Genomic DNA, 23,042 nt, shown 5'->3' with positions numbered 1-23,042 from the left:
AAAATGGTTTTTAGTTCGACAGTATGCGTTGCTTTTTGGGAAAGATTATTTCTCCAGGACTAAACTCATGCAATGTAACATAAGTTGTGATACAATATAATTATGTTACATTGGTGAAAGGAGAAGATCTTATGGAATATGTAGAAGCCTTTAAGGATATCAATCAGATCAGCAAAATTAAAACATACTTACGAGCTCATTCCAGTCGGGATTATTTATTGTTCGTACTTGGCATCAATACAGGTATGAAGATAAATGAAATGCTCGAAATCACCGCCGCCAACGTTCTTGATGAAACTGGAAAAATCAAGGAGTTCTATGAGCAACGGATGGAAAATGACGAGGTCAACCAAATTTATTTGAACCTGAAAGTCCGAACTGCCTTACAAGAATACCTTAAAGGTTCGAAGGTTATCGAAGGTCAGTTTTTATTTCTTTCCCCTAAGACGAAAAAGCCGATTACACGTCAACAGGCGCACCGGATTATCCATGATGCTGTGGAAGGTGCAGGTCTGACGGGTAAATTCGGAGCAAGTTCGATGCGTAAAACTTTTGGCTACCATGCCTATAAACAAGGAGTTTCACTAGCCTTGATACAAAAGCATTACCATCATTCAAGTCCATCGGAGACATTAAAATACATCGGCATATCCAAGGAGAAGAAATTCAAGACGAATATTGACGTTAACTTATAACATTCTGCTATCTTCTGTAAACTCTAACCAACATTTTAAGGAGGAATTCCAGTGAGAATTAGAGAAAGTGAACTTCCTGGTATTGGTCAAAAATTTGAAATCATAACAAGGAATGATGAAAAGTTAGTAATCGTTATTCACGATGACGGCCGTCGGGAATTGTACCATTTTGATAGTGAACATGAAGACGTCATATCGAGCATCACCCTTAACGATCAAGAATCACGGCAAATGGCTTCCATCATAGGCGGAATGGTTTATAAACCACAAGCACTTGAAACGATTGAAATGTCATTGGGAGACTTAGTGATTGAATGGTTCAAAGTGGAACCTGGTTCCAAGGCCATCAATCAAACGATCGGTTCGATAGATATCAGGAGCAATTATAACGTAACCGTCATTGCCCATTCGAAAAAAGGAAAAAAACAACTGAATAATCCTGGTCCCGACTCTATCATCGAAACAGGCGATACCCTTGTGATATCCGGGGAAAGAAAAGATATCCGTAACCTGACAAGAGAATTATTGACCGACGAAAGGAGTGACTAAGCTCATATGGACCATTTAGTCTTTGAAGTGGGAACTGCCCTACTTCTAGTAGCATTGGCTGCTCTCGTTGCAGGTAAATTTAAAATCTCAAATGTTCCACTATTAATTATCATCGGGATGCTCGTTGGCCCTCATGCCCCACAATTCGGATTAATTGACCTACGTTTCATTGAAAGTGATGAAATCATAGCGTTCCTCGGACGTGTCGGTATCTTATTCCTTCTTTTTTACTTAGGTCTGGAATTTTCCGTTAAAAAGCTTATGAAGTCCGGGAAAAATATCGTGACAGGCGGAACGTATTACATTGTAATCAACGCCGGATTAGCCTTTGTATATGGTTTCCTTCTCGGTCTTCCTTTAAAAGAAGTACTAATATTAACGGGGATAATCAGCTTTTCATCCAGCGCCATTGTGGCAAAGGTGCTTGTGGACCTTAAAAGGACCGGGAACAATGAAACGGAGCTTATCCTTGGCATCATCATGTTTGAAGATATCTTCCTCGCTGTTTATTTATCAGTCGTATCCGGATTGGTATTAAGCTCCTCTGGTTCCATTTGGGGAACGTTACTTTCTACTTTTATCGCGATTGGGTATATGCTTGTATTTTTTGTTATCGCCCGGAAAGCATCTGGGATCCTTAACAAATTATTCAATATAACCTCTGATGAGATTTTTATCATCGTCGTGTTCGCTTTACTATTCTTCATTGCAGGTTTCTCGGAAACGATTCATGTTGCGGAAGCCATTGGTGCATTACTGCTCGGCCTAGTCTTTTCTGAGACGGAACACAGCGACAGGATTGAGAAACTTGTCATTCCCTTTAGAGACTTCTTCGGTGCCATATTCTTCTTTAGCTTTGGATTGAGTATCGATCCGACGACGCTTGGTGGAGCTGTCTGGATGGTTCTTGGAGCTGTCATCATCACTATAATCGGTAACTTTGTTGCTGGTATGATTGCCGGACGCAAATCCGGTTTATCTCACAGAGCTTCCGCAAACATCGGTTTAACGATCGTTTCACGTGGCGAATTCTCCATAATTTTGGCAAACCTAGGCATTGCCGGCGGTTTAATGCCTATACTAACCCCGTTCGCGGCACTTTATGTTTTGACCTTAGCGATTCTTGGGCCGATCCTTACAAAAGAATCCAAACACATCTATAATATCCTAAATAAAGTCTTCAAATGGACCCCTCCTAAGGTTCCAAAGGAACAGGGAAAAGAAGTGCAATAGATAAAAAAGCCAGTCAAGCTGTCTGGCTTTTTTTCTGTTTACCTATAATAACACACTCGAAATAACTTCCATAATTTACTAGTTGTTATTATACTTGTTATAAAGGGGGCAAAAATCATGAATCTTTCTTCGAAAAGAGCCATTAGATATTTAATATTTCTAGTAGTATTATCGGGCGTATTATTCATAGGATTAAAGTACCAACAGCACCTATTTAAGCTTAGCCGCGAAACATATGAGATTAAGGGGTACTTGTTGTTCGAATCTTCATTCCCGATTTTCCTGGGCATGGTACTCGCCATTCCCCGAATTCTGCAAATTTTTTCAAAAAAAGGGCATTTGAAAGTGAATTGGCTAAGAATAGTCATCCTTGGCTTGCCATTCCTTTACTTCGCCATCATTCCGATTTTGTATTTCTCTGAAGCAGTTAAAATTGATTTGCCCCTCTCTAAGCTGGTTTTTGGTTATTTCGGCGTAAATGGATCCACCACATTAAATACGATCACTGGAGTAATTGCAGGTTATATCATTGTTACAAGCTTCTACAAGCGGGCGGATTAAACATGAAAGGGACTTCTTCTTTGGAAGCCCATTTCAATTTCTTTTAATTTTTGAGGATTAACTTACATGAACAGAGGGAAAAGAAGCAGATAACCTAAGTAACTATTCAGGAGTGATGCGAATGAATAAGTCGATTAAATTTTCAAAGGAACTGATTAAAGAAATAAAGGAAGATCGTGTAACGGGGCTGGCCGCTGAACAAGCTTATTACTATTTACTCGCACTATTCCCTTTACTCATTTTACTGCTGTCCATATTACCTTACCTGAATATTGATATTCAGACAGCCCTGGACACGATAAAAACCTTCATGCCTACGGAAACGATGGAAGTCATCGAGAAAAATATCATCAACATATTATCTGAACGGAACGGCGGATTACTGACTTTTGGTTTCCTTGGCACCATATGGTCTGCTTCCAACGGAATGAATGCATTCATCCATTCCATGAATATCGCTTATGATGTTGAAGAAACAAGGAATTTCCTTAAAGCCCGCTTCATCTCCATTATGTTGACATTAGGCTTGGTTGTAGCATTCATCGTCATGTTGGGTCTCCCAGTCTTCGGAAAAGTCATCATCGATATATTACAGCAAGTCATTCCGATTCCTGAAGAAATGCAAATTTTATTCAGCTTATTACGGTGGATTATCGCGGTTGCAGTCATCTCACTCGTCCTGACTTTTCTATATCGCTTTGCACCTAATAAAAGTTTTCCCATTAAACATGTCATCCCCGGGGCAGTGACCGCAACTGTACTTTGGCTGGGAATATCACTTGGATTTTCATTCTATGTCAGTAACTTTGCCAACTATTCTTCCACATACGGCAGTTTAGGAGGCGTCATCATCTTGATGCTATGGCTGTATTTGAGTGGTCTGATCTTTGTGATTGGCGGAGAAATAAATGCAATCCTTCATCGCCAAAATTCCATTCCAAAAAAACAGTCACGTACGATCGTACATCCTGTCCCGCTTAAAAGATAAAATCATGAATTTCGATGGAAGAAACTAAGAAAGCGGCTATCCCATTCGGACAGCCGCTTTTCCTATTCACCCTTTATTGACAAACTCTTCATATCTCTCATCATGGGCCAGCCATGCCGCATATTTCCGCTTCATGTATTTTTCCGCTTCCCCAAATGTATCGAATGTTTTTTTCTGTTGTTTTCCGTTGATTTCAACAATCCATTCCTCTTCTTCATCTTCATAGATGAATATGTCCTGTTTTTCTCTTGTTGAATATAGGCATCCCTCTGGGGATTCTTTTACATTCAATTGATTTTTATGTGCATCGCGTTTAAGAGGCTCGGCAAAGAAGGTCTTTTCGACATATTGACTATATGCCTTTTCGGACATGGTACAACCGGCGGCTTTTTGATGGCCACCCCCATCGTACTTGCCAGCAACTTCAGAAACATCTATGTCATCGTGGATTGTCCGGAAGCTGATTCTTTTACTTCCGACCATCAGGATTGCGATATAATCCAAATGTGAGAATTCTTTCGACAGTTCGTTTCCAAGTTCTGAGTGATATGACTCTGCGTGGACCACACCAGCTGTATGTGGACCGACCGTAGCTTGATAAACTTCTCTTTTTTTCCTGTTTATGTACCGATCTACTCGACTTTCTTCTACATTTAGAAGCGTTTGCTCCACTTCGTCAAAAGTGAAACTTTCAGCAGTAGAAAGCTTATTTGCGATTTTCATTTCGAATTCCTCTATCGGAATCATGAAAAACAGGTCATTCAACCGTTTTGCCGTTGAATTTTTATTTACTTCCCATTCCCAAGTATCGTATTGACGGACCAATTCAACGAATTCAGCGACAATATTTGAAGGTTCCAGCAATTTATTTTCAACTGCATACTGATAGAATAATGAAGTTGCTGCCGTCTGTTTACCGTCTTCCTGTTCGACAGTTACAGATGCCCAATCATGCTCGTTCAAATGCAGTGCTGACTTATGATGATCGATCAGAAGCGCTTTGCCTCCGTCTTCCACAAACTGCGTAATCATTTTTTCGTTATCTTCATCAACCGATAGATCAGTAACAATCAATGTATCCTCAATCTTTGCCTGCTCAAGAAATGCTCCTACATTTTGATTAAGGCGACCGATTGAATTATAACTAACCACTACTTCTTCTCCGAATGCCAGCTTAGCGACAATGCCGCAGCCGACTCCATCTAAATCATTATGTGTAAAGAGATGGTACACACAAACCCCTCCTAATAACTAATAATTTTACTTTTCCCTAAAGACAGGAATTTCAATTGCAATCTTTACAATTGTAGCATAATCATATCCGCATATTTTATCATGCTTTCATTACGCGATGCTTTTGTTCGGTTTTTTTTTCGAAAAACCACTAATGATTCATTATTTCATAGAAATTATACCCAAATATAATGAAAACACATTACTTTGAAATTGTATTTCCATGTCTTCCTTTAAAACTGACAGGGCAGCACAGTTAACCTTTAATGATTCAGACATCTCCCCGTTAGTGACTACTTAAAGTCTTACCCTATCCATCTTTCTAGGTCCCTCCCAATAAGTGGCCATATCCATTTTCAAGATTGTCCATACAACAGGGGAAAAATAGGAAGTCACAAATGCTTCATTGACCTTAAAATCCGGCACATCAAAAAGCCGCAGGGAATGTTATTCCCTGCGGCTTTCCTGATGTGAAATCACTGTTCTATCAATTTTCCAAGGTTGGCCATTTCAATGGCACTAACGGCAGCTTCATAGCCTTTGTTACCTGATTTTGTTCCGGCACGTTCAATGGCTTGTTCAATGTTCTCAGTTGTCAACAAACCGAAGATAACCGGTACACCTGTGTCCAAAGAAACGGAAGCCATGCCTTTAGCTGCTTCATTGCAGACATAATCATAATGTGAAGTGGCACCCCTGATTACCGTTCCAAGTCCGATAACCGCATCGTATTTACCCGTATTCACAAGTTTCTTCGCAATTAACGGAAGTTCGAAAGCACCCGGCACCCACGCGATGTCAACATCATTTTCATCAACGCCATGACGCTTAAGGCCATCCAATGCCCCTCCTAAAAGCTTGCTTGTGATAAACTCATTAAATCTTCCTACCACGATTCCGACTTTCAATCCTGATCCTATTAATTGTGCTTCAATAACTTTCCCCATGTCCAATTCCTCCTAATTTTAAAAAACATTTTTTTCATTTAAAGATTAATTTCGCTAAAAATCCTTCAAGCATTCGGGATGTTCAGTTCAAGTGCCTGTTTCCCGATTGTATCACTTTGTTCAAGATACCGAATCAAATCGGCTATCGTAATGAACTTCAGGTTAAATTTCCCAGCGATGACTTCTAAATCGGATACGCGTGCCATCGATCCATCATCATTCATGATTTCACATATGACACCAGCTGGAGCGGCACCGCATAATTTTGCCAAATCCACCGAAGCCTCCGTATGTCCTGCCCTCCTTAATACGCCGCCTTCTTTAGCGACTATCGGAAAAGTGTGACCAGGCCTTTGAAAATCTTCAGCAACCGAATCTTCTTTAAGAAGCTCAAGAATGGTCAAGGACCGTTCAAAAGCACTTATTCCTGTGGAAGTGCTTTTATGATCGACACTAACCGTAAAGGCAGTACCATGATGATCGGTATTTTCTCCTACCATAGGATGCAGGTTCAATTTCCCTGCCAGTTCTTCTGTAATGGTTGTACATATCAAACCTCGTCCATGAGTCGCCATGAAATTGATCGCTTCCGGCGTAGCCTTTTCGGCCAACAAGACGAAATCCCCTTCGTTTTCACGGTCTTCATCATCGGATACGATTACTACCTTGCCAGCTTTCAAATCCTCGATCGCTTCTTCAATTGTATGGAACATCATTACACCGCCCTTTTATTAGAATCCGTGCTCTGCCAAAAACTCTAAATTCAGTCCTGGTTTTGAATCGCCATTTTTCATTTGATGTATAATATATTTCCCTATCATGTCGTTTTCAATGTTAACGATATCGCCAGCCGCTTTTTGTCCCAATACGGTGTCCTGATGAGTCAATGGAATCAGAGATACAGTCAAAAGGTTTCGTTCAATTCCAAATATCGTCAGGCTCGTTCCATCAATGGCTACAGAGCCTTTTGGAATGCAAAAGGCACTGAGCCCTTCTTCCAATTGGATTACATAATATACGGCATTTTCTTTTCGTTCTTTTTTTATGATTGTTCCGGTCCCGTCGATATGACCTGAAACAAAATGACCGCCAAACCTTCCCTGTGCACTCATGGCTCGTTCGAGATTCACAGGTGATCCCAATTTTAACGTCCGGATCGAGGAAGCTTTGACCGTTTCCGGCATTACGTCGACCGTAAACAAACTTTTCGTGAAGGACGTTACCGTTAAGCAGACCCCGTTGACTGAAATACTATCCCCCAGATGAACATCTTCAAGGATTTTTTCAGAACGGATCGACAACTCCATACTGCTTTTCCCTTTTTTCAAGGAATGGACGGTACCGATATCCTCGATGATTCCCGTAAACATGTTTTTCCCCCTTTTATAAAATATAAAAAACCCCTTAGGATGACCTAAGGAGTTAACAGGAGAAATGAGTGAAAAAAACTGTATACCTAAAAGGCCTAATATTTTCTTTTTTGAAAAATTAGGCGTACGTATACACTTGGGTTCCACACGTCCTTCTCCCATCCAGACTTTACTGTCGGCTTTGGAATCTCACCAAATCCTGCCTTTATCAGGCTCGCGGGCTTAGAATTTCTTCATCACCGCCGGTTGGGATTTTCACCCGACCCCGAAGGACTAAAATAATATGAATCTTTGAATATTTTATCACCTTAAAGTGAGGATGTAAAATTTCTAAACTTAAATGGTTCATTTGTTACAGGAACTCCCTCACTTTATGGAAAAATGAAATTCCGCTCCAAGTAACTTCGATGTGCTCCAAAAGGTTAACCGGGCCTAATTGGTGGAATAGGTTATAGGGATTACAATTCAAACAAGGAGGAAGCCCAAGCTTATTGCCATCAACAATTTGCTTTTCTTTCTATTCGTCGTCACGATGAATTTTTTAGCCAATTTCCTGCCTTTGAACGGCCGAACATCTGGAGAGATTTCCGATAAACTGGATGTCCTCTTCACTCCTGCCGGTTATGTATTTTCCATATGGGGTTTAATCTATTTTCTGCTCGCCATCTGGGTATTCAGGCAGTTTTTAAGTAAACATCAAAACAGCCCTGCCAATAAGGCATCCTTCCCTTGGTTCGCTTTAAGCTGTGTCCTAAATGGCGCTTGGCTTTTGGCTTGGCATTACGAACGATTTTTGTTATCCGTATTCATTATCATTGCTCTTTTGGCTATATTATTGGTCAGTTATACAAGCATTAAAAAAGTGGAGCATACTCCTTTCGACCTATTTCCGTTTTCCGTTTATACCGGCTGGGTGAGTGTTGCAGCCATCGCCGACATTTCTTATTACCTTACCTATATCGAATGGGACGGTTTTGGGATTTCCAGTGTAGCTTGGACGATCGTTTTGCTGATTGCAGCAACAATCCTGGCCTTTGTCTTTTCTGGTAAAAACCGGGATTGGTGCTATCCTCTCGTATTCGTTTGGACGTTCATTGGCATCCGGATCCGAAATGGTGCGCCCTGCCAGGTAATCACAGACATTTCTTATATTCTGGCTGCTCTCCTTTTTATCGTGTCGATCACGACCTTCATTAAAAATCGGAAGAACTGATAGGGAAATCTGGTGGTCTAAAAAGCTTGCTGAAGATCGTGCCAGATGTCCTGCCAAGCTTCAAGGCCAACTGAGAGACGGACCAGTTGGTCACTGATGCCCATTTGTTCCCGCGATTCTTCAGGAACGGCAGAATGCGTCATGGTAGCGGGATGCTGGATCAATGTCTCGGCATCCCCTAGACTGACGGCAATTTTGATAAGTTTCAATTTATTGAGGAATTCCTGTGCATCCTGTTTTGTACCATGCAATTCGAAAGAGATAAGGCCGCCTCCGTGTTTCATCTGTTTTTGCATTATATAATGATCCGGTGAAGCTTCATCACCTGGATAATATACCTTTTTCACCTTTGGATGTTTCACAAGTTCATGAAAGATGTTCATTGCATTGGCTGAGTGACGGTCCATCCTGACAGGCAAGGTCTTTAACCCCCGCAATAGTAACCAGGCATCGAATGGTGAAATGATTCCACCGATATCCTTCTGTGTAGTCCCAGCTACCTGATTAATAAAGTCCTTCTTACCAACGACAAGGCCCGCAACGACATCCCCATGTCCGCAAAGATATTTCGTAGCACTATGAAGGACGATATCACACCCATATTCAAGGGGTCTCTGTAAGTAGGGTGTCGAAAACGTATTATCGACTACAATCGTCACATTATATTCCTTCGCTACTCTCACTACCATCTGTAAGTCAATCATTTTCATCGTCGGATTGATCGGGGTTTCTACATAAATGCAGGTCGTTTCCGGCCGAATCATTTTCCTTACCTTTTCTTCTGTATCCATTTCACAAAAATCATGAGTGATGCGGTATTTATTTTTCATTAACTGCAGAAGGCCAAAAGTACAACCATATAAACCCTGTGAACACAGGATGTGGTCATCCGTTTTAGTTAAGGCAAAAAGCACCGCAGAAACTGCAGCCATACCTGATCCGAAAGCAAGGCCAGCTTCCCCGCCTTCCAAAGCGGCAATCTTTTCTTCCAGCACTTGTACCGTCGGATTTCCAAGGCGTGAATAAATATATCCATCTTCTATACCGGCAAAACGCCGTTCCCCTTGCTCGGCCGTTTCAAAAGTGAATGTTGAGGTTTGGAATAATGGTGTTGCCAAGCTTCCTAAATGCTTCTTCGAGTCATATCCTTCATGTATGACTGCCGTTTCAAACTGTTTATACTTTCCTGTCATAACATCTCCTCCTAACCTATGTCTATTGATATCATATGTCAAAAATCCACATAAAGGAAGCGTTTTCATACATAGATATCCCTGTTGTAAAAACCCATAATTTAGTATGTGTGATATAATTTCACAATCTGGTATTTATAGTTGAAGACTTCGGGAGGGCACAAGATGAACAAATTCATTTTTGGTTTTCTGGTCATTTTAACGACTGCGTTAATGGGTTCTTCATTCGCTATAGGAAAAATTGGCTTAGCGTATACTTCCCCAATGTTACTTGCAGCGATTCGGTTCATCCTAGCAGGTTTCATCATGGCCATTGTCGTCAAGCTCATCAAACGCCCGCATCCAAAAAAGATCAAGGATTGGTCAAAATTGAGTATCATCGGTTTTTTCCAGACGGCTGGTGTAATGGGATGCATCTTTGTAGGTTTAAGGACCATTTCAGCCGGGGAACTTTCGATCTTGACATTCATGAACCCATTATTAGTGGTCATTTTTGGAACGCTATTTCTTAGAACGATTTACACCTTGCAACAATGGTCGGGAGTTTTGCTCGGTTTTATTGGCGTTTTTATCACAATGGGGGCACATCTTGATTTGAAGACCGGTACTCTTCTTGGATTAATGTCAGCCATTTCGTGGTCCATTGCGACCCTATTGATGAAAGTTTGGGGACATACCTTCGACACTTGGGTCATGTCAGCCTATCAAATGCTGTGCGGAGGTTTTCTCCTGCTCATTGGATCATTTCTTTTTGAACAGCCCTTTTTCAAGTTTTCCCAGGCATCCATCCTTATTTTGTTATGGCTGGCCATCATGGCATCCATCGTTCAATTTTCTGTTTGGTATTTCCTATTACAAAAGGGGGATTCAGCCAAAACGAGCGCCTTTCTATTTCTAGCTCCCTTTTTTGGTGTCCTATCTGGCTACCTCTTGCTGGATGAGCCTGTTCACTGGTACGTTGCGGTTGGAGGTTCACTCATTTTCATCGGCATATTTTTGGTTAACTGGGAATCCCACCATACAGTGGAAAAGGCATGTAGAGTGGATTCTGCAAAATGAATATCCACTTTAATTTCAAGACGAGAAGGAGTTCAGGCATGTTTGCGGATTGTATCTGACTCCTGCAAAAAAAAGAGACAGCCGCAACGGCCATCCCTTTTCCCCAACTCATTCATCGACTACGATGTTTCCACCATAGAAAGTTACTCTCGTTAATGGAATCTCCAGTTCACGAGCCATTTTTTTCAACTCTCGCTCTTCTCTTTCCGTTACGATTGAAATAACAGTGCCATCTGCACCTGCACGCCCTGTTCTCCCTGATCTATGGATATATTGATCGATGTTGTCAGCCATATCAATATGAACGACTGCTGTGAGGCCTTTTATATCTAGCCCTCTTGCCGCTACATCCGTTGCGATCAACATCGGGGATTTTCCGGAACGAAGCTTGCGCAGCGCCTTCTCCCGGTCGACTTTATTGGATTCCCCGTGAAGCACACCCATTTCAACACCTTTATAACTCAGCTTTTCATGTAGGACGCTCAGCTCTGCTATATCGTTAAGGAAGGCAAGGGCCTTCACATCTTTAAGTCTTGTGATTTTCTCAAGAATCTTGGATTTTTCCCGTCTCTCTACAACAAAGTAAAGATGGTCCACTTTCGATTCCATTTTTTCATGCTTATCGACCTTGATCATTTCGGGTTCATTCATGAATCCTCTGGCCGCTTTTTCCGTTTCCTCTGGCAGGGTTGCCGAAAATACCATGATTTGCCGGTCTTTTAGCGTTGTTTTGATAATATTATTGATCGTTCCCATATGCTCTGGAGTGATCAATTGGTCACCTTCATCAAGTACAATCGTCTTAACTTCATGCATCTTCAATTTTTTTTGGGCAATCAATTCGTAAATCCGTCCTGGTGTTCCAGCAATGACCTGTGGATGCTTCTTCAGTTTGTCCAACTGCCTTTTTACATTAGCACCGCCGATGAATGCTGCACCATTTATACCGCTTCCCTCTGACCAAATGCGAATTTCTTCATTGATTTGCATGACCAGTTCACGTGATGATGCTAAAATCAAAGCTTGGGGCGATTTTTTTTCAGGATCTATCTTTTCTAGCAATGGCAGTAAATAAGCTAAAGTTTTTCCGGTTCCAGTCGGTGATTCAGCCAAGATGTCTTTTCCCTCAACAATCACGGGAATCGCTTTCGTTTGAATCGGGGTAAGTTGTCCGAACCCGGATTTTTTCCAGACCTCTTGTATATATGGTTTTCTATCGTTCACTAATGCAGGTAATTCGCTCATATCGTTCTCCTTTAATATAAAACTTTTCCTATCTTTCATAGTACCATTTATTCTTGTCCAGTAGCCAACGGAATACGAATTGTAACCCTCGTTCCTTTGTTTATCTCACTTTCAAAATGCATTTCCCCATCAAGGCGATGAACGATCTTCCGGCAAATCGCAAGCCCGATCCCTGTGCCCTTTTCCTTTGTCGAATAGAAAGGTTCACCAATCCGTTCAAGGCGCTCGGGTACCATTCCTATACCATTATCACTCACGCTGACTACAGCTTGATCATCGATGATTTGCAGCGACAGATCAATTTTCCCATTTCCGTCAATCGCTTCAATGCTGTTCTTGACAATATTGATTATCAACTGTTTAAGTTCGATTGTATCAGCCATAATATAAATCGGTACAGCGGTTTTAACCCTGAACCCCATCTCGATATTATTCAAATTCGTCTCTGCTTTCATTAACGTGAATACCTGTTGTAAACTGTCGGCAAGATCAACCCTTTGGAAAGCGACATCCTGTTTTTTTCCGAGAACCAACAGTTCACTCGAGATTATATTAATTCGATCAATTTCCTTTAACATGATATCAGAATGCAGCGGATTGACTTCCTTCGTCATATCCATTAACTGTACGAATCCTTTTAACGATGTCAGCGGATTCCTTATCTCATGTGCCACGGCCGCGGCCAGATGTCCGATTACGGATAGCTTTTCAGACATGATCATCAATTCCTCTTCGCGCCGTGATTCAGTAATATCCCTAACGATTGCATATACTCCAAGCAACTCCGCTTGTACGATGATCGGTAAAAAGGTTACACGGATTATCCGCTCTTCACCACTCTTATTCTGAATGGTCGTTTCGAATTTTACCGCCTCGCCTTTAAGGGACTGTATAAAGAAAACAGATACCTTTTCCCTTTCATTCCAGTTGATGAGATGCTTCGCATTCTTGCCTTTCAAATTGTCACTGTTATTACCTAACAGCTTTTCAGCTTCCGGGTTAATCGAAACGACATTACCTTCGAGATTCAGTTCAAGGACACAATCCGGGTTATGGTTGAACAGCGACTGATACTGTTCATCCTTCAGATTAAATTCCTGTTGGGACCTCAACATTTTCCCTGTCCAATACCTAATTATGAAGTATAAGAAAAGCCCGGTTATGAAAATGAAAATCCACCCTTTGGAATGTTGAAACATTGCATATATCTGAACATCTTCCTTTGCCTGTGTCATAGAGATATAATCCGTAACGATAATCCATAAGACCCCAATGATTATATATATAATAGCCACTTTACATGCAATTTTATGAGATTGGTTCATGTTTTATCCTTTGTATTGTTTTTTGGTTTATTATTCCCAAATCACTCAAAAAAAGCCCTCATGTTTTCAACATAAGGACTCTTTGGATATTGTATCATATATATTGCATTCATTGTTTCATATCTCTAAAAAATCCAGCACCATTTAACTGGACTGTTTCAAAGGATCAAGAGAGGTTTTTGATGGCCTGATTGAATTCCTCTTCTATATCTTTTGAAGGCTTGGCCGATAATAAGCTGAAGACAACCACCGCTATTGTACCAGCAATGAAACCGGGAATGATTTCGTATACTTCAGAGAACTTATCGATCATTTCCCAGATGATCACGGTTGCGGTACCGATAATCATTCCCGCCAGTGCTCCCCATTTCGTCATTCGCTTCCAGTACAGGCTTAACAAAATGACCGGACCGAAAGCCGCTCCAAAACCAGCCCATGCGTAACCCACCAGTTTAAGAATCGTACCACTGGGATTAAAAGCTAAAACGAGGGCTATGGCAGCAATTGCCAAAACGCCGAACCGTCCCACCAGCACTAATTCCTTATCCGATGCATTTGGCCGAATGAACTGCTTATAGAAATCATCCGTCAGAGCACTTGCCGAAACTAACAGCTGAGACGCAATCGTACTCATGACCGCTGCTAAAATCGCCGCCAACAAGAAACCTGTAATTAAAGATGGAAACAGTTCTTTAGCTAAAATGATGAAGACAGACTCTGCATTTCTTTCCCCTAAAGGACTGCCTGTCAGGTTAAAATAAGCAATCCCTACCAATCCGGTGAACATGGCTCCTACGATAGCAAAAATCATCCAGCCCATACCGATTCTTCGTGCACTTTTCAAATCTTTAACAGATGAAACCGCCATGAATCGAACGATTATATGAGGCTGCCCGAAATAACCAAGTCCCCAAGCCAGAAGTGATATGATGCTGATGGTTGATGTTCCTTCAAAAGCATGCAATAAATTCGGGTTAATCGATTTTATTTCATTGAAGGTAGGATCCCAGCCACCAATATTTACAATCGTGACAACTGGTACTAGAATTAAGGCAATGAACATAATCGTGCCTTGTACGAAATCCGTCCAGCTAACTGCCAGAAATCCGCCAAATAATGTATAAAGAATAACGACGCTCGCCGTCAGCCAGATGCCCCACCGGTAATCCATACTGAAAGCCGAGCGGAAAAGCTCCCCGCCTGCTACCATCCCTGAAGATGTGTAAAAGGTGAAGAAAATTAAAATGACCGATGCTGATACCACTTTTAAAATCCGGGATTCATCTTTAAAGCGATTTCCCAGAAAGTCGGGAATCGTAATCGAATTGTCCGCTACTTCCGTATATGTCCGAAGTCGAGGCGCCACGAATAACCAGTTTAAATAAGATCCTGCACACAGGCCGACGACAATCCATCCAGCACTTAAACCGCTTATGTACATTGCACCTGGCAGACCCATCAATAGCCAGCCGCTCATGTCGGATGCGCCTGCACTCAGTGCAGTTACAGCTGGGCCCAGGTTCCGTCCACCAAGCATATAATCTGTTAAGTTGGCCGTTTTCCGATAGGCGAAATAACCAATTAACAGCATACCTACCATGTATATCCCAATTGATATTATAATTCCATAATCCAAAAATGAATCCTCCTATTTCTTATTGGTTTTGTGATAATTATAGGTTAATTTTCATCTTGTAAGCTTATCAGAAAAAAAAACATATGTTAAGAAGTTCTTGCACCTTTCAATGATTTCACTTTCAATATAATTAAGATATAAATGAATTTTGGATTCATTTATGAGATTAGATTATTAGGAGGAATACGCCCATGCAATCCTATATCGATCAGTCAGATGGAGTCTTTCCCTCTGTTTGCTCGCTTGACTGTCCTGATCAATGCGGTTTACTGCTGCACAAAAAAGACGGGAAAATCATTAAAGTCCTGGGGGACCCTGATCACCCAGTCACCAAAGGGAATATTTGCAACAAAGTCCGAAACATGACTGCCCGCCTATATGACCCCAATCGCTTAAAGCAGCCATTAAAGCGCATCGGCCCGAAAGGAGAAGGGAATTTCACTCCAATCAGCTGGGAAGAGGCCATTGACACAATCACTTCAAAGTGGAAAGAACTGATCGAAATGCATGGTCCTGAAAGCATACTTCCCTACAGCTTTTATGGAAACATGGGCAACCTCAGCGCAGAGGGGATGGATCGGCGTTTTTTTCACAAACTCGGTGCAAGCATGCTTGAGCGCTCCATCTGTAATGCGGCCGGCTCAGTCGGATACAGCTATACAATGGGTGGTTCATTCGGCATCGACCCTGAAGAAACGATTCATACAAAGCTTTTCATCCTGTGGGGCATTAACGCCGTGAGCACAAATATGCACCAAGTTACGCTTGCCCAGCAAGCCCGAAAAAACGGGGCCAAAGTAGTTGTCATTGACGTACATAAAAACCAAACCGGTAAGTGGGCAGATTGGTTCATACCGATTCTTCCTGGTACAGACACTGCCCTCGCCCTCGGTTTAATGCATATACTATTTGACGAGAATCTAGTCGATCAGCCTTTTCTCGATGAATACACAGTGGGTGCTGCTGAATTGCGCGAACACGTCCGCCAATATGAGCCTGCGACCGTCTCCGCGATCACTGGCGTTCCAATTGATGACTTATATGAATTAGCCAGGATGTATGGCACCACCACTCCATCATTCGTTCGCATAGGCAATGGCCTGCAGCACCATGACAATGGCGGCATGGCAGTACGTACCATTGCCTGCCTGCCTGCACTTACCGGACAATGGATGGTGGAAGGCGGCGGAGCCATCAAAGGGAATTCAGGCTATCTTGCTTTTAATACAAATGCCTTAAGACGTCCTGATTTATTGAATAATAAAGCTACCCGGACCATTAATATGAACCAAATCGGTCAAGCTCTTTTGGAAAAGGATAACCCGATTAGATCCATGTTTGTATACGGCTCCAACCCAGCACTTGTCGCTCCGAATGCAAATAAAGTGAAGCAAGGTTTAATGCGGGAAAATCTATTCACAGTGGTCCATGACCTATTCTTAACCGAAACGGCCATGTATGCTGACCTTGTCCTCCCTGCCACATCATCTTATGAAACGGAGGATTTTTATAATTCTTACTGGCATAATTACGTCCAAATACAAAAACCTGTAGTCAATAAATATGGCGAGTCGAAATCGAATGTTGAATTGTTCAAACTTTTGGCTGTTGGAATGGGCTTTGAGGAACAAGCTTTTAGAGATTCAGAGGAAGAAATGATACGGCAGGCGCTGGATTTTCCCGATAACCCGCATTTAGATGGCATCACCTATGACTCCCTATCAAGGAATCAATTTGTCAAAGCAAAGATGCGCCGGATATTCCCAGGTAAACTACCGACACCTAGCGGAAAAATCGAACTTTACTCAGATCGGATGAAACTGGATGGATACCAGCCCCTGCCAACATATACGCCAATCATAAAAGACAGTGACCTGCCATTTTTATTCATACCGGCACCTAATCACAACTTCTTGAATTCAACCTTTTCAAATAATGCCAAACATATCTCCTTGGAAAAGGAACCGAAGCTGCACATGAATGCCGCTGATGCCAAAACATTAGGAATAGCTTCCGGAGATATGGTTAAAATCTGGAACGGACGCGGTGAATGTTTGCTCACCGCTGCTCCCGGTGAAAATGTGTTACCCGGCGTACTAGTCAGCCAAGGCTTATGGCAGAATACACCTGAGACCAAACAACACATCAATTCCCTTACCCCAGATCGCCTTTCAGATATGGGTAATGGCGCCGTTTTCTTTTCAGGACGGGTGGATCTTGAAAAAGTCCAGCAAAAGTAAATCAATGTCCAGCAACCTTTGAATATATCTCCGATTTTCGGATTTTATCTGCGGTTCTAGAAATATATCTGCTATTTCCGGATTTTATCTGTGATTCTAGAAATATATCTGCGATTTCCGGATTATATCTGCGATTCCAGAAATATATCTGCGATTTCCGGGATTTTATCTGCGATTCTCGAAATATATTCACGATTCTGGCATTATAACTGCGATTCCACAAAAAAAGGCTGTTCCCCAAGGAACAGCCTTTTCGTTAAGCTATTTACTCTTCATCAAACCAACCTGTTGGTTGAATATCCAAGTTGTTATTGATTTGCTTCACTTCCGTATAAGCCTCGTAACCAAAAGTGCCGAGTTCACGTCCATTTCCACTTTGCTTGAATCCTCCCCAAGGAGCTTCATTATAGGTCGGATGATATGAGTTTATCCAAGTGATGCCGGCACGCACTTTTTTTATGACACGGTATGCTTTTGCGATATCATTCGTGAACACCGCTCCCGCTAAACCATATTTCGTATCATTGGCAAGTCGAAGAGCTTCAGCTTCATCCTTGAACTTTTGAACGACAAGCACTGGGCCAAAAATTTCTTCCTGTACAATACGCATATCCGGTGTCGTATCAACAAAAATGGTAGGTTCGACAAAATATCCCTTTTCCAAACCGTTTCCTTTAATTCTATTCCCACCGACGATTAACTTGGCTCCTTCTTCCTTTCCAATTTGGATATACGATAATATTTTGTTCATATGTGCCTCTGAAACGACAGGGCCCATTTGGCTCTTTTCATCAGAACCTGAACCTACTTTGATCTTTTTTGCCTTCGCAGTAAGACTTGCAATGAACTGATCGTAAATGGACTCCTCCAAAAGTAACCGGGAGCCTGCTGAACAAACCTGTCCTTGATTACAGAAAATCCCATATAGAGCATAATCCACTGCAGTCTCAAAGTCAGAGTCCGCAAATACGATATTAGGCGATTTTCCGCCGAGCTCCAATGTCACCTTCTTCAGGTTACCTAGTGAAGCCTCCATGATCTTACGTCCTGTTTCCGTTCCACCCGTAAAGGCTACTTTATCGATTTCCTCATGTTCGGCAATGGCCTGTCCGACAACTGGTCCCGCTCCTAACACAAGGTTTGCGACACCTTTTGGCAATCCGACCTCATCCATGATTTCAAATAGTTTGACCGCTGTCACTGGTGTAACCTCCGATGGTTTGAACACAACTGAATTTCCTGCAGCAAGTGCCGGGGCCAGTTTCCAGGCTGACATCATTAGAGGGAAATTCCAAGGAACGATCTGCCCGCATACACCGATCGGTTCCCTTACGACCATCGCTTGCTGACCATCAGGAACTTCGTAAGTCTGACCAGTCGGTTTTGTAGCCAACCCTGCATAATATCTAAAACAGGCTGCTGAATCATCTATGTCATAACGAGCCTCACGCAACGGTTTCCCATTATCCAATGTTTCCAACGCAGCAAGTTCTTCAGCCTTTTCTTCTATTTTATCGGCAATTTTGAATAAAATGCGAGCTCGCTCCACTGCCGGAGTACCCCACCATCCACCTTCATAGAATGCATATTTCGCTGCTTCGACCGCTGCATCCACATCTTCCTGTGTGCCTTCCGCAGCTGTAGCAATGACTTCTCCCGTGGCCGGATTCAATACATCCCTCTTTTCACCTGAAGTCGAATTCACCCATTTTCCATTGATGAACATCTTTAAGTCCAGTGCTCCCGTTCCTTCCTTTTTCGTGTTATTTTGTAAAGTTTCCTGCATCTAAATTCCTCCTCGGTTTTAAGTTTTCTACCTATATATAACATGAGCAAGATTCATGCCAGTTTGAAATAATAGGGAAATCACGTTTTCTTCCCCTTTCCGGTCAACCATTTAAATTCATCCATGAATTACCTATTCATTTTTGCATACCACATGGGCAATCCTTCATCTCAGACTTTTTAAAGATTCCTAGAAAAATGAAACCCGCAGCTCAAAAAAAGAGATGAGCAGCTGCTCATCTCTTTTTTTGATTAATTTCGGTTAATAATGACCAGTTTCATTTCCGTCATTTCTTCAATGGCATATTTCAGCCCTTCGCGGCCCGTTCCGCTTTTTTTGACTCCGCCATATGGCATGTTGTCGACACGGTAAGTTGGGATATCATTAATGATAACACCGCCGACTTCCAATTTTTCTGCGGCAGAAAGAGCCAGATTGATATTTTCTGTGTAAATCCCGGCCTGCAATCCAAATTCGGAATCATTGACCAAATCAATCGCTTCCTCAACGGACGAAACCTTATTGATCAAAACAATGGGAGCGAAGACTTCCTGACATGATACCTTAAGCACTGCATCCACTTCCAGCAACACAGTCGGATGCAGGATATTCCCTTCAGATTTACCTCCTGCTGCAACAATCGCACCGTGTTGTCTAGCCTCACCGATCCAATCCAGGCTTCGCTGTACATCACCAGCGCTGATCAATGCCGAAATATCCACCGACGGGTCCAAAGAATCTCCAAGTTTCAAGCCATTTGTTGCTTCTATGAATTTTTTGACGAACTCATCATATACCTCTTCATGAACATATGCACGCTGTAAGGAAATACAGACCTGCCCTTGAAAAGCGAATGCTGCCGATACACAGCGTTGGATGATTTTGTCGATATTGATCCCTTTATCAACGATGACAGCCGCATTCGAACCTAGTTCAAGGCTCACTTTCTTTATTCCTGCCTTATTACGAATCCCGATTCCGACAGCCGGACTTCCAGTAAATGAAATGCTCTTCACCCGTGAATCGGTGACTAATTTATCACCAATAACCGAACCGCTTCCGGTAACTAAATTAAACGCACCTGCCGGCAAATCAGTTTCGGCTAATAGTTCAGCAAGAAATAGCGAAGATAGCGGTGTTTGGCTCGCAGGTTTCAGGACAAGTGTATTTCCGGCAGCAATGGCTGGGCCTACTTTATGGGCTACAAGGTTCATCGGAAAATTAAATGGAGTAATCGCACCCACAACGCCTAGAGGCTCACGGACGGTGTATCCTATTCTTCCCTCTCCGTCAGCTGTAGCATCCATCGTCAATGTTTCTCCATGAATCCTTTTGGCTTCCTCTGCTGCAAATTTATATGTGGCAATCGTCCTGGATACTTCAACCATTGCCGTTTTAATCGGTTTCGCTGCCTCTTTAGCAATTATTTCAGCAGCCTCGTCTTTGCGGCTTTCCAAAAGACTCGCGAGCTTTTCAAGTATGGCAGCCCGTTTATGACTAGGCAAAGCTGCCATTGTTTTTCTAGCTTGATAGGCTGATTCTATTGCTAACTCGACATCTTCAAGGCTTGCAGAAGGAATTTCCGCCAGAACTTCCTCGCTATAGGGAGACTTGAGTGTCGTGAACTTTTCAGCTTCATGCCATTTACCATTAATGAATAATTTCTTTTTCAGCGTTTCCGTCATTACCATCACTTTCACCTCTTATAAAATTTCTTTTTCGACAGCAGTAAATGTCTCATCAAGGATTTCAATTATTTTTTCGACTTCCGATTTAGTAATGATCAAAGGCGGTGCGAATACGAGTGTATCTTGGTCAAACGTAACAGACCGGCAAATCAAACCATTCTTCGCCGCTTCAGCAACCAGTCTTGGTGCAAGCTGTGTCTCAAAGCCTTCGCCTGTTTGTTTGTCCTTTACGATGGAGATGCCGCCAATTAATCCAAGTGCCCTGACATCACCAACAATCGGGTGTTTGCTTTGAAGCTTCTTGAAGCCGGCAAGCAACTCTTCACCACGCTGTTTCGAGTTTTCTATCAAGTTTTCACGTTCAATTATTTCAATATTTTTCAAAGCAACCGCACAAGCCATAGGATGGCCGCTGTATGTGTAGCCGTGTAAAAGCGTACCTTTTGAAAGGGCAATGAAATCCTGATGCATCTTATCATTCAGGACGACACCGCCTAACTGTGCATATCCGCTCGTAACACCTTTTGCGAAGCACATCATATCAGGTACAACACCAAAATGTTCAATCCCAAAATAAGTCCCTGTTCTTCCGAAACCTGTAATGACTTCATCCGTCACCATTAAAATGCCGTATTCATTACAAATCTCCCTTACTTCCTTAAAATAGCCTTCAGGAGGAAGGTTCACGCCACCGGCCCCTTGAATCGGTTCAGCGATAAATGCCGCAATCGTTTCTGGTCCTTCCTGTTCTATGACCTTACGCAACTCTTCAATGGAAGAACCGTCCACATGGTAAAAATCCGGTGCGATTGAATTCGTGAAGTCCCGGAACGGCTTCAGGCCAGTCGCACTTGTAGCTCCCATTGCCACTCCATGATAGGATTTCGAGCGGGAAATGATTTTTTGACGATTAGGCTGCCCTTTCAAAAGCCAGTAATGACGAGCAAGTTTGATGGCCGTATCATTCGACTCTGATCCACCTGAAGTGAAGAAAACTGCATTCAAATCCCCAGGAGCGATGGAAGCGATTTTGGCCGCCAACCGGATTGCCGGCTCATTGCTGAAAGTGGCGAAACTTGAGGTGAAAGCTAGCTTCGCCATTTGTTCCTTCGCGACTTCAGCCATCTCTTCTTGTCCATGTCCAATATTCACATTCCAAAGTGAAGCCATGCCATCAATGACTGTCCTGCCCGTGACATCCGTAAGATATATTCCCTTCCCTTCCTTAAAGATGAAACTTGGACCATCTGCCTGCTGTTGCTCGATTGCCGTAGTCGGATGAATAAAATGCTTTTTATCCAAATCGATTAATTCCTGAATACCCGTCTTCTCTTTAATCATGTAAAAAACACCCTTCTCATGTTATGGATTTTTTTCAAGCTAATTTATTTTTATATTTATATATAGCAAGATGCATGCCAAATTATATGAGTCTTATATTAAAGGTATTCAAGGTACAACGATTCATAATCAAATCATCACGAGCAAGTATTGATTCATATATAAATCATTCGATTCGTATTCAAATCATTAATCACCCCACCCATTACATTAAGTGCTAAATGACAGGCATATTGTCGAGCTTCAACCGCGACGATGTTTACAACCCGAACGATAATTATTCCAGCAAAGCAGAAACACTGGAAAAACTAGAAGAAACGAGCATGCTATGATCCTTGAAAGCAATCTAAAGGGAAATTCCCCAATGGGGGGCTTAAATGAATATGGACTTCTTGAATTGGATGCAAATGGGTCTGCCTCGCATTTTCCGTGTCCGTGGTAGAAATAGAAGATATGATTCAAGTATTGCAATCCCTTGACCCCATTGGAGTTGGGGCTAAAGATCTGACTGATGGTTTACTCATTCAGCTGCGGGAGCTTGAGGATTACAATGAATTGGCATATACGATCGATAAAAAGCACTAACCGGATTCAGCAGAAAAACCTACAGGAAAACCATGAAGACCTCGGTATACCTGAATCCTCCAAAAGGCGCAGACTTTAAAATCAAAAAACTGACAACGTTAAAAGTGCAGCCAGTTTTTATTTTTAGTTTATCGGTGTTCACAAGGGCACTTACC

19 protein-coding genes, 1 pseudogene and 1 riboswitch are annotated in these 23,042 nt (G+C 42.2%); of the genes and pseudogenes, 9 read left to right on the top strand and 11 right to left on the bottom strand.

Annotated elements, in window-relative coordinates:
• The first annotated feature begins 131 nt into the window (after window positions 1–131).
• From N9I19_RS06075 to N9I19_RS06055, 5 genes are all read left to right on the top strand, one after another.
• Window positions 132–695, top strand: a complete 564-nt coding sequence (locus N9I19_RS06075; RefSeq protein WP_061461487.1) for a tyrosine-type recombinase/integrase — start codon at window positions 132–134, stop codon at window positions 693–695.
• A 51-nt stretch (window positions 696–746) separates the two neighbouring features.
• The gene (locus N9I19_RS06070) at window positions 747–1,244 is read left to right on the top strand and encodes a cation:proton antiporter regulatory subunit (protein ID WP_061461485.1); all 498 of its coding nucleotides are present in this window, start codon (window positions 747–749) and stop codon (window positions 1,242–1,244) included.
• Between the two features lie 6 nt (window positions 1,245–1,250).
• A complete protein-coding gene (locus N9I19_RS06065; RefSeq protein ID WP_125162353.1) occupies window positions 1,251–2,477 on the top strand; it encodes a cation:proton antiporter in 1,227 nt (408 codons plus the stop codon).
• A gap of 117 nt (window positions 2,478–2,594) precedes the next feature.
• The gene (locus N9I19_RS06060; RefSeq protein ID WP_317777260.1) at window positions 2,595–3,038 is read left to right on the top strand and encodes a hypothetical protein; all 444 of its coding nucleotides are present in this window, start codon (window positions 2,595–2,597) and stop codon (window positions 3,036–3,038) included.
• A 121-nt stretch (window positions 3,039–3,159) separates the two neighbouring features.
• The gene (locus N9I19_RS06055) at window positions 3,160–4,026 is read left to right on the top strand and encodes a YihY/virulence factor BrkB family protein (protein ID WP_061461479.1); all 867 of its coding nucleotides are present in this window, start codon (window positions 3,160–3,162) and stop codon (window positions 4,024–4,026) included.
• A gap of 66 nt (window positions 4,027–4,092) precedes the next feature.
• On the opposite strand, the gene N9I19_RS06050 is transcribed toward N9I19_RS06055, so the two are convergent.
• The 4 genes and pseudogenes from N9I19_RS06050 to ribE form a co-directional block, all read right to left on the bottom strand.
• Entirely contained in the window at window positions 4,093–5,259 is a 1,167-nt protein-coding gene (locus N9I19_RS06050; protein ID WP_125162350.1) for a DHH family phosphoesterase, read from the bottom strand.
• Window positions 5,260–5,735: 476 nt separating this feature from the next.
• Entirely contained in the window at window positions 5,736–6,206 is a 471-nt protein-coding gene (gene ribH, locus N9I19_RS06045) for a 6,7-dimethyl-8-ribityllumazine synthase (protein WP_061461475.1), read from the bottom strand.
• 74 nt (window positions 6,207–6,280) lie between these two features.
• Window positions 6,281–6,919: pseudogene (gene ribB / locus N9I19_RS06040) on the bottom strand (3,4-dihydroxy-2-butanone-4-phosphate synthase); the annotation flags it as partial.
• 18 nt (window positions 6,920–6,937) lie between these two features.
• Complete coding sequence (gene ribE, locus N9I19_RS06035; RefSeq protein WP_061461474.1) at window positions 6,938–7,576, bottom strand: riboflavin synthase; 639 nt, start codon at window positions 7,574–7,576, stop codon at window positions 6,938–6,940.
• Between the two features lie 146 nt (window positions 7,577–7,722).
• A riboswitch (FMN riboswitch) is annotated at window positions 7,723–7,853 on the bottom strand.
• A 255-nt stretch (window positions 7,854–8,108) separates the two neighbouring features.
• Between ribE and N9I19_RS06030 the strand changes: the two genes are divergently transcribed.
• On the top strand, window positions 8,109–8,789 hold the full coding sequence (locus N9I19_RS06030) for a tryptophan-rich sensory protein (protein WP_317777259.1): 681 nt from the start codon (window positions 8,109–8,111) through the stop codon (window positions 8,787–8,789).
• 17 nt (window positions 8,790–8,806) lie between these two features.
• On the opposite strand, the gene megL is transcribed toward N9I19_RS06030, so the two are convergent.
• Complete coding sequence (gene megL / locus N9I19_RS06025; RefSeq protein WP_089362603.1) at window positions 8,807–9,982, bottom strand: methionine gamma-lyase; 1,176 nt, start codon at window positions 9,980–9,982, stop codon at window positions 8,807–8,809.
• Window positions 9,983–10,147: 165 nt separating this feature from the next.
• Here megL and N9I19_RS06020 point away from each other — a divergent pair, with 165 nt between their 5' ends.
• On the top strand, window positions 10,148–11,041 hold the full coding sequence (locus N9I19_RS06020; protein ID WP_317777258.1) for a DMT family transporter: 894 nt from the start codon (window positions 10,148–10,150) through the stop codon (window positions 11,039–11,041).
• A 108-nt stretch (window positions 11,042–11,149) separates the two neighbouring features.
• Here N9I19_RS06020 and N9I19_RS06015 read toward each other — a convergent pair whose 3' ends face one another.
• The 3 genes from N9I19_RS06015 to putP all read right to left on the bottom strand — a co-directional run bounded on the left by N9I19_RS06015 (window position 11,150) and on the right by putP (window position 15,247).
• A complete protein-coding gene (locus tag N9I19_RS06015) occupies window positions 11,150–12,286 on the bottom strand; it encodes a DEAD/DEAH box helicase (RefSeq protein WP_061461466.1) in 1,137 nt (378 codons plus the stop codon).
• Window positions 12,287–12,333: 47 nt separating this feature from the next.
• Window positions 12,334–13,611, bottom strand: a complete 1,278-nt coding sequence (locus N9I19_RS06010) for an ATP-binding protein (RefSeq protein ID WP_317777257.1) — start codon at window positions 13,609–13,611, stop codon at window positions 12,334–12,336.
• 166 nt (window positions 13,612–13,777) lie between these two features.
• Window positions 13,778–15,247, bottom strand: a complete 1,470-nt coding sequence (putP, locus tag N9I19_RS06005; protein ID WP_284471892.1) for a sodium/proline symporter PutP — start codon at window positions 15,245–15,247, stop codon at window positions 13,778–13,780.
• Between the two features lie 191 nt (window positions 15,248–15,438).
• Here putP and N9I19_RS06000 point away from each other — a divergent pair, with 191 nt between their 5' ends.
• A complete protein-coding gene (locus tag N9I19_RS06000; protein ID WP_317777256.1) occupies window positions 15,439–17,487 on the top strand; it encodes a molybdopterin oxidoreductase family protein in 2,049 nt (682 codons plus the stop codon).
• Window positions 17,488–17,752: 265 nt separating this feature from the next.
• Here the strand turns inward: N9I19_RS06000 and N9I19_RS05995 are convergent, their stop codons facing one another.
• The 3 genes from N9I19_RS05995 to N9I19_RS05985 form a co-directional block, all read right to left on the bottom strand.
• Entirely contained in the window at window positions 17,753–19,273 is a 1,521-nt protein-coding gene (locus tag N9I19_RS05995; protein WP_317777255.1) for an aldehyde dehydrogenase family protein, read from the bottom strand.
• A 251-nt stretch (window positions 19,274–19,524) separates the two neighbouring features.
• Window positions 19,525–20,958, bottom strand: a complete 1,434-nt coding sequence (locus N9I19_RS05990; protein WP_411730409.1) for an aldehyde dehydrogenase family protein — start codon at window positions 20,956–20,958, stop codon at window positions 19,525–19,527.
• Between the two features lie 18 nt (window positions 20,959–20,976).
• The gene (locus tag N9I19_RS05985; RefSeq protein ID WP_317777253.1) at window positions 20,977–22,302 is read right to left on the bottom strand and encodes an aminotransferase family protein; all 1,326 of its coding nucleotides are present in this window, start codon (window positions 22,300–22,302) and stop codon (window positions 20,977–20,979) included.
• Window positions 22,303–22,731: 429 nt separating this feature from the next.
• On the opposite strand from N9I19_RS05985, the gene N9I19_RS05980 reads away from it, so the two are divergent.
• Window positions 22,732–22,887: an RNA polymerase factor sigma-54 gene (locus N9I19_RS05980; protein WP_317777252.1), complete on the top strand. Its 156-nt coding sequence runs from the start codon at window positions 22,732–22,734 to the stop codon at window positions 22,885–22,887.
• Window positions 22,888–23,042 lie beyond the last annotated feature (155 nt).

This window comes from Peribacillus sp. CSMR9 (assembly GCF_033141925.1).
GTDB classification, from domain to species: Bacteria; Bacillota; Bacilli; order Bacillales; family DSM-1321; genus Peribacillus; species Peribacillus simplex_A.
The sequence above is the reverse complement of the archived record's forward strand: the minus strand, read 5'-3'. Positions and strand labels throughout refer to the sequence as shown.